The sequence below is a fragment of the Nonomuraea sp. NPDC004354 genome (genome assembly GCF_053602555.1).
Map to the genome: position 1 here is coordinate 1,017,062 of NZ_JBSGDV010000001.1, position 11,895 is coordinate 1,028,956.

Genomic DNA, 11,895 nt, shown 5'->3' on the forward strand with positions numbered 1-11,895 from the left:
GGCCGGGGGCCGGGGCGGGGGCCCCCGGCCCCCGCCGCCGGCCCGGGGGGGGGGGGGGGGCGGCCCCCCCCCCCCCCCCCCCGCCCCCCCCCCCCCCCGCCCCCCCGCGGCCGGCGGGGCGGCTACGCGCTACAGGTGAAGATCGCCGTGCCCGGGAGGTGGCGGCCCCTGAGGGGGCTCCACCCGCCCCAGACGCGGTCGTGGCCCTCCGGCCACTCCGGCTCCATGAGCGAGGCCACGTTGAGCCCGCCGGCCACGATCAGGCCGATCCAGTCGCCCATCGTCCGATGGTGCTCGACGTAGGCGAGCCTGCCCTCGTCGTCGGTCTCGGCGTACGGCGTGCGGTCGAAGTAAGAGCGGTCGGAGGTGAGGCCGCGCTCGCTCGGGTCGTCGGGGAAGGCCCACCTGATCGGATGGCTCACCGAGAACACGAACCTGCCGCCCGGCCTGAGCACCCGCTTGACCTCGGCGAAGACGCGCGCAGGCGCCGCCACGAACGGCAGCGCCCCGAACGCCGAACACACCAGGTCGAAGACGGCCGCCCCGAACGGCAGGCTCTCGGCGTCGGCCTGCAGCACGGGCACCCGCGACCCCGTCTCCAGGTCGATCCGCTGCGAGTGGCGAAGCTGCCGGTGGGAGATGTCGAAGGCCACGACGCGCGCGCCCCGCGTGCTCAGCCAGCGCGAGCACTGGGCGGCGCCGCAGCCGATCTCCAGCACGTCCTTGCCCGCGACGTCACCGAGCAGGTGCGCCTCGGCCTCGTCGACCCCTTCGGGGCACCACACGAAGCCGGCGTCCCGCAGGAACTCGCCGTGCTCCACCTGGTAGTCGTCCGCGTTGCCGTCCCACCAGGAACGGTTGGCCCGCGACGAAGCCGACAGCACTAGCGCATCTTCGGGCCGCGCGGCATCCGCGCGCCCTTGGGCATCGGGCCCTTGGGCATCGGCAGGTTCTTCGGCAGCGAGCGCAGCCGGTCCTTCACCTGGTTGACCGCGGGCTTCTTGAGGTTGCGCGGCAGCTTCATCAGGTGGCGCTGGAGCTTGCCGAGCGGGATCTGCCCCTCGCCGTCACCGCACTGGATGTCGTAGACGGGCACGTCCATGGCGACGCGCTGCAGGCGCTTCTTCTCGCCGACGAGCATCTTCTGCACGCGGTTGCCCGGCCCCTCGGAGACCAGGACGATGCCCGGGTGGCCCACGACCAGGTGCACGAGGTCCTGGTCACGGTTGGCGGCGATCGCCGGGGTCACCTCCCAGTTGCCCCGCATGCCCTGCAGCACCGCGGCCGCCGCGCCGGTCTGGCCGTCGAGCAGGCTGTACTGGGCGCGCTGCGCGAGCTGGCCGAAGACGACCAGGCCCACGGTGAACGCGAGCATGACGCCGATGAAGATGGAATACCAGAAGAAGCCAGTGACCAGGCCGATCACGATGACCACGGCCAGCGTGGCGACCGCCGAGAGGAAGACGATCGGCATCCCCTTGGGATTGGCCTGCTGGATGATCTTCGCGATCATGCGGAGCTGCTTGATGCGCCCCGGCTTTTCTGGGTCTACGGGCTTCGCCATGTTGTGAAGGATACAAACACCCCCCGCCGGAGATGAAAACGTGACCCTCCACGTTTTTCTCCGGGGCCGGCCGTACCTCGCGGAAAAGCCGGCGCGGCCCCTCGAACAGCGGGGTTTTCCTGCCCTTCAGGCGCGGATCGAACGGTCACCAAAACCCGCCGGGCGACGCCGAACCCGGCGGAAATGACCGGCAGCCCGCCCGCCCCACCGGCGCGCCGATCCTGGCGCGCGTCCTGGTGGCCGCCCGGTCGGCGGCCCAGTCGGCGGCTCGGGTCTTGACGGCGCTCAGACCTTGACGGTGACCGCCACCCGCGGGTCGGCAAGGCTGCGGCCCGCCGCGATCGTGTACTCGCCTGGCACGGTGCGCCAGCCGTCCTCCGCCCACACCTGGAAGGCCCGCTCGGGCAGGAACACGGTGGTCAGCACCGTCTCGCCCGGCGCCGCCTCCACCACGTCGAAACCGGCCAGCCACCGCGCGGGCCGCTCGTCGGGCGTCACCGGCGACACGTACAGCTGCACGACCTCCCGCCCTGGGCGCGTGCCGGCGTTGGTGACCGCGACCGTCACGGTCGACCCCTCGGCCGCGATGGTGTCGTACGACCAGTCGGTGTAGCCGAGGCCGTGCCCGAACCAGAACGCCGGGGTACGGCCCAGCCGCTCCCAGGCCCGGTAGCCGATGAAGACGCCCTCCTCGTAGGCGACGGCCCCGTCGACGGGCGTGACGTCGACGACGGGGCTGTCGGCCAGCCGTACCGGCCAGGTGGTCGGCAGGCGGCCCCCAGGCTCGGCGTCGCCGTACAGGACGTCGGCGAGCGCCGATCCCGCCTCCTGGCCGGGGAACCAGGTGAGCAGCACCGCCGCCACGTCGGCGGCCCACGGCATCTCCACCGGCGAGCCCGCGTTCACCACGACGACCGTGCGCGGGTTGGCGGCGGCGACGGCGGCGATCAGCTCGTCCTGGCGGCCGGGCAGGCGCAGGTCCTTGCGGTCGAAGCCCTCGCTCTCGACCTCCAGCGTCGTGGAGGCCACGACCACGGCCACCTCGCACGCGCGCGCCGCGGCCACGGCCTCGGCGATGAGCGCGTCCTGGCCGGGGGAGGGGTTGGCGTGGCCGAGGGTGAAGGCGACGAAGGCCATGCCGCTGAAGGCGCCGGCCGGATGCGTCACCTCCACCTCGTACGGCCTGCCCGCGGTGAGCTCGACGACGACGCGCTTCTCGGGCGGCGCCAGGAACGCCGCGGCGGGGTCGTCGCCCTCCAGCTCGATCGTCTCGTCGAGCACCGTCGCGCTGTCCACCCGCAGCGTGAAGGGGCCCACCCCGGCCACCGACAGCTCGTGCCCCCCGGTGAGCTCGGGCGTGTAGGCGGCGCGCAGCCGCACCGCGCGCAGCCGCTCGCCGTCCACGTCGGACGGCAGCTGGCCGACCCACCGGGCCTCCGTGGCGGCCAGCGGATGCTCGGCCAGCACCTGGCCGCCGTCGTCCAGGAACTGCGCCGCCGTCGGTACGGCCAGCGGCGCCAGCCGTACGCGGGGGTCGGTGCCGAGCGCGTACCTGACCTCGCCGCGGGCGCGCAGCCCCTCCAGGGGGGAGACGGTGCGGTCGGGGAAGACCTGGGCGCTGCCGCCACCCATGATCCGCGCCTCGTCGGCGGCCGAGCCGATGAGCGCGAGGGTCGGCGTCCCGGCGAAGGGAAGCAGCCCGCCCTCGTTCTTCAGCAGCGTGAAGGAGCGTGCCGCCACCTCGCGGGCCAGCGCCACCCCGTCGATCGACCCGGCCCGCGCGCCCCGCAGGGCCTGCTCTGCCCGCGGGGCCTGCTCTGCCTGGACGGTCTGGTCGGCCGGGGCGGCCGCGTTCGCCTCGCGCGGGCGCAGCGCCCCCACGCGGGCGGCCAGGCGCAGGATGCGGCGTACCTTGTCGTCGATGACGGACTCGGGTACCCGGCCCTCGCGGACGGCCTCCTCCAGCTTGTCGCCCCACGGCCCGAACGGGCCTGGCATGGCCACGTCCGTGCCGCCGACCGCCGCCGCCTCGGTGGACCGCACCGCCGTCCAGTCGGACACGACGTAGCCGTCGAAGCCCCACTCGTCCTTGAGCACACCGTTGACCAGCGCCGAGTGCTCGGTCATCGTGGTGCCGTTGACCGCGTTGTAGGCGGTCATCATGCCCCACGCCCCGGCCTTCGCCACCCGCTCGAAGGGGGCCAGGTATGCCTCCCGCAGCACCCGGTCGGTGACCTTGACGTCGACGGTGAACCGGTCGGTCTCGAAGTCGTTGGCCACGAAGTGCTTGGGCGTGGTCGCGACGCCACCCTCCTGCACGCCCTCCACGTAGGCGGCGCCCAGCTCCCCTGTCAGGTAGGGGTCCTCGGAGAAGCACTCGAAGTGGCGTCCGCCGAGCGGGGAGCGGTGCAGGTTGATGGTCGGCGCCAGCAGCACGTGCACGCCCTTGCGCCTGGCCTCCTGGGCGAGCAGCCGGCCGACCTGGCGGACCAGGCCGACGTCCCAGGTGGCGGCCAGCGCGGTGGGGCTCGGCAGCGCGATGGAGGGGTCGGCGGAGCTCCACTGCTCGCCGCGCACGCCGATGGGCCCGTCGCTCATGACGAGCCGGTCGAGGCCGATCTCGGGGACGGCGGGCAGCGACCACATGTCCGCGCCGGTGAGCAGGCGGATCTTGGTGGCCAGGTCCAGCTGGGTGATCAGTTCGTCGAAGTCCACGCAGCCAGTGTTAACCAGAAAACTTACCGCTTACTAGGTTTGTTACTATTGCGTTACCTGTAGCGGGGTGTCCGGGCAAAAGAAAAAGGCCGCACGGCGTGCGGCCTTTTCTCGGTGCGGTGGTCAGGCGTTCTGGCGGGCCGCCATGGCCTGCTGGTAGAGCCGGCCCGCGCGGTACGACGAGCGCACCAGCGGACCCGACATGACGCCGGCGAAGCCGATCGCCTCGGCCTCGGCCTGCAGCTCGACGAACTCCTCCGGCTTCACCCACCGGTCGACGGGATGGTGGCGCGGCGTCGGGCGGAGGTACTGGGTGATCGTCAGCAGGTCGCAGCCCGCCTCGTGCAGGTCGCGCATCGCCTGGATCACCTCCTCCCGCTCCTCGCCCATGCCCAGGATCAGGTTGGACTTGGTGACGAGCCCCGCCTCGCGCGCCTTGGTGATCACCAGCAGCGAGCGCTCGTAGCGGAAGGCGGGACGGATGCGCTTGAAGATCCGCGGCACCGTCTCGATGTTGTGCGCGAACACCTCGGGCTTGCTGGAGAAGACCTCCTCCAGCTGTTCCTGGTTGGCGTTGAAGTCGGGAACCAGCAGCTCGACGCCGCAGCCCGGCAGCAGCGAGTGGATCTGCCTGGCCGTCTCGGCGTAGAGCCAGGCGCCGCCGTCGGGCAGGTCGTCACGGGCGACACCGGTCACCGTGGCGTACTTCAGGCCCATCTGCTGGACCGACTCGGCCACCCGGCGCGGCTCGTCCTTGTCGTACTCCTTGGGCTTGCCCGTGTCGATCTGGCAGAAGTCACAGCGCCTGGTGCACTGGTCGCCGCCGATGAGGAAGGTCGCCTCGCGGTCCTCCCAGCACTCGTAGATGTTGGGACAGCCCGCCTCTTCACAGACCGTGTGCAGGCCCTCCCGGCGCACCAGCGATTTCAGCTCGGTGTACTCGGGACCGGTCTTGAGCTTGGTCTTGATCCACGGGGGCTTGCGCTCAATAGGGGTTTCGGCGTTGCGCACCTCCAGGCGGAGGAGCTTACGGCCATCAGGAGCAACGGTCACCGTTAAAGCTTACGTCGCTCAACTTATGAGACCGAACCCGCGGGCCGCCCTGGCATAGTGGCCGGCGAGTTCGGTGTCGATGACCGCCGACTCGGCCGCGCCGAGCAGCCGCGAACCCGGCGCGGAGGTGAGCACGCCGTCGTCGGACAGCCGGGCCCGCGTCAGCGCCGCCTGCCTGATCTGCTCCACGCTCTCGCCGCGCAGCACCGCCGCCTGCATCGGCGCCAGATAGCTGCGGCCCGCGATCAGCTCCTGCAGCTCGGTCAGGTCCTTCTCGGTCACCGCGCGCAGCGTGATCGCCCGCCGCCGCTCGGCCGCGCGCGGGTCGCCCGAACGGATCAGCCACCGCAGCAGGTGCTCGGCCGCCAGCACGGGCCAGCCGAAGATCCTGCCGACGGTACGGCCGAGCATGCCCGCCACGTTGTAGGAACTGCTCGGGGCCCAGGCGCCGAGCGTGAACGCCATGGCCACGTCCGCCTCGGTGCGGGCGCTCAGCGGTTCGGAACCCAGCAGGGTGTGGCGCCACTCGCCGAGCGTCGACAGCGCGCCCTCCACGATCGGCCCGTCGAGCGTCTCGGCCGCGGCGTACGCGCCGGCGACCACCGTCACGCGCTGCCGCGGCGACAGCGCCAGCCACAACGGCAGGCCGATGACCAGCGTGGGGGTCCTGCGCAGCCCGATCCGGGGGCAGCTCGCGACGGTGGCCAGGTCCAGCACCGCCACCTGGGCGGGTCTGGCCACCCCCACCTCGTCGGCCACGCGCTCGGCCAGGCCGTACAGCGCGGGGGCGGCGTCCCGGTCGAGCACCTCCGCGTCGGCGGGCAGGCGGGCGAGGCGCGGGCGCAGCAGCACCCCGATCCCCACCAGCACGGCGCCCATCAACCAGGACACGATCCGGGTCGGCCCGTTGAGGATGATCGACACGCCGAGCACCACGAACCCCAGCGTCAGGGCATGGACAGCGAGGGATAGGACAAGAGCGGCAATCCTTCGCATGTCGCCGATACTAGAAGCGGCGCACCCCGATGTCAGCGCAGCTTTGCCAGTGCTTGGAGAAGGTCCTCCTCGTGCATGTCGTGCGGCTCGGCTTCCAACGCCTCCGCCAGACGTTTCTCCGCGTACGGCATGACCTCGTCGACCACGATCCGCCGGCCCGACTCCTGCGACAGCGAGGTGACACCCGCGTCGGTGATGCCGCACGGCACGATCCTGCTGAACCAGCTCGGGTCGTTGGCGCAGTTGAGCGCGAAGCCGTGCATGGTGACGCCGCCCACGATCCTGATGCCCACCGCGCCGAGCGCCCGCTCGGGGCCGCCCTCGTCGCGGACCCAGACGCCGCTGCGCCCCGCGACCCGGTGGACGGCCACCCCGAAGTCGGCGCAGATCTGGATCATGGCCTCTTCGAGCGCGTGGACGTAGGCGCCGACGTCGCCCACCCGCATGATCGGATAGCCGACGAGCTGACCAGGGCCGTGCCAGGTGATGCGGCCGCCCCGGTCGACGTCGACGACGGGCGTGCCGTCGGCGGGCCGCTCGTGCGCCGCCGTACGCCTGCCCGCCGTGTAGACCGGCGCGTGCTCCAGCAGCAGCGCGGTGTCGCCGAGCGTGCCGGTCACCCTGTGGGCGTGGACGCGTCTCTGGAGTGTCCAGGCCTGCTCGTACGGCACGTCCACACCAAGACGGACAATCGTCAGCTTCGCCACAGATAAAGGTTACTCACAAGAAACGACCACGGGACCGCAATGAGGTTCCTCTGGCCTGCTCGCCAGGTCATCACGACCCCGTGGGCGCGACCGTCGTCAGGCGGTGAGCAGCCTCGGCTCGATCCTGAACTCCTTCACGCCGCCCGCGCCGTCGTGCTCCACCCGGTAGGCGTAGCCCGCGGGATCGACGGTGACCGCCTGGATGAACTCGGTGCCGACGTAGTGCAGGCCGACGCCCTCGTCGGCGGCGTAGCCGTCGGGCAGCTCGCCGCTGGCCACCGACTCGTGCAGCAGCTGCCTGCGCTGCGGGTCGGAGTTGTAGTGGACGCCACAGGAGTAGGGCAGCAGGCCCAGGCCGTCGGCCCACACCTGAAGCTTCGGGCCGAAGGAGTCGGTGTTGCCGCCGACGTGCCAGCACAGCGCGCCCGCGCTCTGCCCCGCCAGCACCACACCGGACCGCCATGCCTGCTCGAAGGCCTCGTCAAGGCCGTGCAGGCGCCACAACGCCGCCAGGTTGGCCACACTGCCACCACTGACGTAGATCATGTCCTGCTCGAGGATCCACGCCCGCGGATCCTCGACGTTGGGCATCGGGAAGACCGTCAGGTGGCTCACCTCGACATCCCAACCGGCGAAGGCGCCGTACATCTTCAGCAGCCAGTCGGAGTCGTCGCCCGTCGCGGTGGCGAGCAGGCCGAGCTTGGGCCGGTCCTGGCCGGTGAGGTCGAGCGCGTAGCGCAGCAACGGGCTGGCCTGCAGGAAGCCGTAGCGCTCCGTCGGCTTGAAGGACCCGCCGCCGATGGCGAGGATATGGGACTGTCCTGACCTGGTCATGTGCTACCCCCACGGTGAGTCGGACGAACGGCTCACTAGAGTACGGCCGCCAGCGCCTCGTCGAGGGTCGGATGAAGGAACCTGAAGCCGCTGTCAAGCAGTTTCGACGGAACGGCGCGCTGTCCGATCAGCAGTCCTTCGTCCGCGAAACCGCCGAGCCCCGCCCGAAGCGCGAACCCGGGAACCGCGATCGGCATCGTCGCCCGCTTCAGCGCCCTGCCCAGCGCCAGCGTGAACTCCTTGTTGGTCACCGGCTCCGGCGCGGCCACGTTCACCGGCCCCTCCAGGGCCCGGTTGTTCAGGATGTGAAGGGCCGCGCGGACCCAGTCGTCGAGCGTGATCCACGACCACCACTGCCTGCCCGAGCCCAGCGGCGCGCCGAGCCCCATCCTGAAGATCGGCAGTATCTGCTTGAGCGCCCCGCCCTGCGCCGACAGCGTGATCGCGGTTCGCAGGGTCGCGGTCCTGACGCCCGCCTGCGTCGCCTGGCCGGCCTCGGCCTCCCAGCGCTCGCACAGCTCGGCCAGGAAGCCCTCGCCGCGCGGGCCGCTCTCGTCGGTCACCCGGTCGCCCGTGTCGCCGTAGAAGCCCGCTCCAGAGGCGGACATCAGCACCTCCGGCGGGCTCTCCAGTTCCTTCAGCGCGGTGACCAGCGTCCTGGTGCCCGTCACGCGGCTGTCGAGGATCTCGCGCCGGTAGTCGTCGCTCCACCGCCGCTCACCGAGGCCCGCGCCCGCCAGGTGGACCACCGCCCGGGCGCCCTCCAGCACGGCCCGGTCGACGACGCCCTTGTCGGGCTGCCAGAACGACTCGTCGGTACGGCGCGGCGTCCGCCGTACCAGCCGGACGACGTTCTCGCCCTCCGCGGTGAGCGCGCCGACCAGCGCCCTGCCGAGCAGACCTGACGCGCCCGTCACGATGATCGCCATTCCTCCACCCTACGCGCAGGCGTCCGCACACCCGCGGACCCGGCCCCGCCGGCCCGCGCCGCGGCCGGGGAACGGCCCGTGCCGGTGAGGACGCCCCTTCGCGGGAACAGCCGCGGGAACAGTGGAGGGAACAGCCGGGGGAACAGTGGGGGGAAGTCGCGGAAAACGGGCGGGGCGCCCGCGGAGAGACTCCGCGGGCGCCCCGCGTCCGAACCGGGTGTACCGGGTGTTACGCCAGACCCAGCTGCGCCTCGAAGCGGCCCTCCTCGAGGCGGCGCTTGATCGTGGTCAGGAAGCGCGCCGCGTCGGCACCGTCGACCAGGCGGTGGTCGTAGGTGAGCGCGAGGTAGACCATCGACCTGACGGCGATGACCTCGCCCTCCGGCGTGTCGACCACGACGGGACGCTTGACGACCGCGCCGGTGCCGAGCATGCCGACCTGCGGCTGGTTCAGGATCGGCGTGTCGAACAGCGCGCCACGGCTGCCGGTGTTGGTCAGCGTGAACGTGCCGCCGGTCAGCTCGTCGGGCGTCACCTTGTTGTCGCGGGTGCGCTCGGCCAGGTCGGTGATCTTCCTGGCCAGGCCGGCCAGGTTGAGGTCGCCGGCGTTCTTCACCACCGCGGCCAGCAGGCCGCGCTCGGTGTCGACCGCGAGGCCGAGGTTCTCCACGTCGAAGTAGGTGACCTCGTTGGTCTCGTTGTTGATCGTGGCGTTGAGCTTCGGGTGCTGCTTGAGCGCCTCGACCGTGGCCATCGCGAAGAACGGCGTGAAGGTCAGCTTGACGCCCTCGCGGCGCAGGAACTCGTCCTTCGCCTTCGCGCGGAGCTTGGCGATCTTGGTGACGTCGACCTCGACGACCGAGGTGAGCTGGGCCGCGGTCTGCAGTGACTCGACCATGCGCTTGGCGATGGTCTGCCGCAGGCGCGACATCTTCTCGGTACGGCCCCGCAGCGTGGTGTCGACCTGGACCGGCTCGGGCGTGGCCGCCACCGGAGCCTGCGCCGCAGGCGCGACGGGGGCAGCAGCGGCGGGCGCCGCCTGGGCCGGAGCGGGAGCCTGGGCGGCCGGAGCGGCCTGCTCACGCTGCGCCTTGGCGGCCTCGAGCACGTCCTGCTTGCGGATGCGGCCGCCGACGCCGGTGCCGGTCAGCGCGTCGAGGTCGACGCCGTGCTCGTTGGCGAGCTTGCGCACCAGCGGCGTGACGTAGGGGCTCTCGCCCGAGGACGGCAGCGGTGCCGGCACGGTGGCGGGCGTCGTCGTCGCCGGCGCGGGAGCCTGCGCCTGCACCGGGGCCGGGGCGGGCGCGGGAGCCGGGGCCGGAGCGGGGGCCGGGGCCGGCTGCGGGATCGAGGAGACGGGCGCGGGAGCCGGCTCGGGCTCGGGCTCCGGAGCCGGAGCGGGCGCCGGGGCGGCCGCCGCCTCGGGAGCGGGAGCGGCGGCGCCGGCGCTGCCACCCTCGTCAATGATCGCAAGCTCGGCGCCGACCTCGACGGTCTCGTCCTCGGCGACGACAATCTTGGTCAGCACACCCGCCGCGGGCGACGGGATCTCGGTGTCGACCTTGTCGGTCGACACTTCGAGGAGCGGCTCGTCGGCCTCGACGCGCTCGCCCTCCTTCTTCAGCCAACGGGTTACCGTGCCCTCGGTCACGCTCTCGCCGAGCTGGGGCATCTGTACGGAGACCGGCATGGGTATGTCTTCCTCGAGTTCTTAGTTGTGGACGTGCAGGGGCTTGCCGGCCAGCGCCAGCATGGCCTCGCCCATGGCTTCGGACTGGGTCGGGTGCGCGTGGATCAGCTGGGCGACCTCGGTGGGGAGCGCCTCCCAGTTGTAGATCAGCTGGCCCTCGGTGACGAGCTCGCCGATGCGGCGGCCGACCATGTGGACGCCCACGACGGGGCCGTCCTTCCTGGCCAGCACCTTGACGGCCCCCGCGGTGCCGAGAATCTGGCTCTTGGGGTTGCCCGCCAGGTCGTAGACCTGCTCGACGATCTCGATGCCCCGCTCGGCCGCCTGCTTGGAGGTGATGCCCACGGAGGCGACCTCGGGGTCGGAGTAGGTGATGCGCGGCACGCCGTCGTAGTCGATCGGCGGCGGGTTGAGGCCCGCGATGTGCTCGGCCACCAGGATGCCCTCGGCGAACCCGGCGTGCGCCAGCTGCGGGGTGGCGATCAGGTCGCCGATCGCGTAGACGCCCGGCACGCTGGTGCGGCAGTGCTCGTCGACGACCACGGTGCCGCGCTCGATCGCGACGCCCTGCTCCTCGAAGCCCATGCCCTCGCTCACCGCGCCGCGGCCCACGGCCACCAGCAGCAGCTCCGCGTCGAGGGTCTTGCCGTTGGCCAGCGTGACGATCACGCCGGTGTCGGTGGTCTTGACGCTGTCGAAGAAGACGCCCAGCTGGTAGGAGATGCCCCTGCGGCGGAAGGCGCGCTCCAGCAGCTTGGAGCTCGACTCCTCCTCGGCCGGGAGCAGGTGGGGCAGGGCCTCGACGATGGTGACCTCGGCGCCGAAGGAGCGGTAGACGCTGGCCAGCTCGACGCCGATGACGCCGCCGCCCAGCACGATGACCGAGGTGGGCACGCGCTCCATCCGCAGCGTGTGCTCACTGGTGATGATCCGCTCGCCGTCGATCTCGAGGCCGGGCAGCGTCTTCGGGGTGCTGCCGGTGGCCAGCACGATGCTGCCGCCCTCGTAGACCTCGCCGCCGACCTGGACGCGGTTGGAGCCGGCGAGCCTGCCCTCGCCCTCGACGATCGTGACACCCGCTGACCTCAGCAGGCCCTGCACGCCCTTCCACGCCCGATTGACGATCTTGTCCTTGAAGGCGTGGACGCCGGGGACGTCGATGCCGTCGAAGCGCGCCTTGACGCCGTAGGCCTCGCTCTCGCGGGTCTCGTCGGCGATCTCGGCCGAGTGCAGCAGGGCCTTGGTGGGGATGCAGCCGCGGTGGAGGCAGGTGCCGCCGATCTTGTCCTTCTCGATCAGCGCGACGGTCTTGCCCAGCTCTGCCGCCCGCAGAGCGCAGGCGTAGCCGCCGCTACCGCCACCTAGGACGACGATGTCGTAGGCCACAGGAAAGCTCCTTGTCGGATG

Annotated in this window: 10 protein-coding genes; all 10 read right to left on the reverse strand. The window is 71.8% G+C overall.

Annotated features, from left to right (window positions below; translation table 11 throughout):
• Window positions 1-122: 122 nt before the first annotated feature.
• The gene (locus ACWENQ_RS04720) at window positions 123-884 is read right to left on the reverse strand and encodes a class I SAM-dependent methyltransferase (protein WP_452412890.1); all 762 of its coding nucleotides are present in this window, start codon (window positions 882-884) and stop codon (window positions 123-125) included.
• Window positions 884-1,564: a DUF4191 domain-containing protein gene (locus ACWENQ_RS04725; RefSeq protein ID WP_449921419.1), complete on the reverse strand. Its 681-nt coding sequence runs from the start codon at window positions 1,562-1,564 to the stop codon at window positions 884-886. Before ACWENQ_RS04725 ends, ACWENQ_RS04720 begins: the two co-directional genes overlap by 1 nt.
• A 285-nt stretch (window positions 1,565-1,849) precedes the next feature.
• Window positions 1,850-4,279, reverse strand: coding sequence for a beta-glucosidase H (locus ACWENQ_RS04730; protein WP_452412891.1), 2,430 nt, complete (start codon window positions 4,277-4,279; stop codon window positions 1,850-1,852).
• Between the two features lie 123 nt (window positions 4,280-4,402).
• On the reverse strand, window positions 4,403-5,332 hold the full coding sequence (lipA, locus tag ACWENQ_RS04735; RefSeq protein WP_449921417.1) for a lipoyl synthase: 930 nt from the start codon (window positions 5,330-5,332) through the stop codon (window positions 4,403-4,405).
• Between the two features lie 18 nt (window positions 5,333-5,350).
• Window positions 5,351-6,328, reverse strand: a complete 978-nt coding sequence (locus ACWENQ_RS04740) for a M48 family metallopeptidase (RefSeq protein WP_449921415.1) — start codon at window positions 6,326-6,328, stop codon at window positions 5,351-5,353.
• A 32-nt stretch (window positions 6,329-6,360) separates the two neighbouring features.
• Window positions 6,361-7,035: a lipoyl(octanoyl) transferase LipB gene (gene lipB, locus ACWENQ_RS04745; RefSeq protein ID WP_354919549.1), complete on the reverse strand. Its 675-nt coding sequence runs from the start codon at window positions 7,033-7,035 to the stop codon at window positions 6,361-6,363.
• A 96-nt stretch (window positions 7,036-7,131) separates the two neighbouring features.
• Window positions 7,132-7,869 (reverse strand): Type 1 glutamine amidotransferase-like domain-containing protein, encoded by a 738-nt coding sequence (locus tag ACWENQ_RS04750; RefSeq protein ID WP_354919546.1) that lies wholly within the window; start codon window positions 7,867-7,869, stop codon window positions 7,132-7,134.
• 35 nt (window positions 7,870-7,904) lie between these two features.
• A complete protein-coding gene (locus ACWENQ_RS04755; RefSeq protein ID WP_452412892.1) occupies window positions 7,905-8,798 on the reverse strand; it encodes a TIGR01777 family oxidoreductase in 894 nt (297 codons plus the stop codon).
• Window positions 8,799-9,027: 229 nt separating this feature from the next.
• Complete coding sequence (gene sucB, locus ACWENQ_RS04760; RefSeq protein WP_452412893.1) at window positions 9,028-10,488, reverse strand: 2-oxoglutarate dehydrogenase, E2 component, dihydrolipoamide succinyltransferase; 1,461 nt, start codon at window positions 10,486-10,488, stop codon at window positions 9,028-9,030.
• A 21-nt stretch (window positions 10,489-10,509) separates the two neighbouring features.
• Window positions 10,510-11,874, reverse strand: a complete 1,365-nt coding sequence (gene lpdA / locus ACWENQ_RS04765; protein ID WP_449921406.1) for a dihydrolipoyl dehydrogenase — start codon at window positions 11,872-11,874, stop codon at window positions 10,510-10,512.
• Window positions 11,875-11,895: the final 21 nt, after the last annotated feature.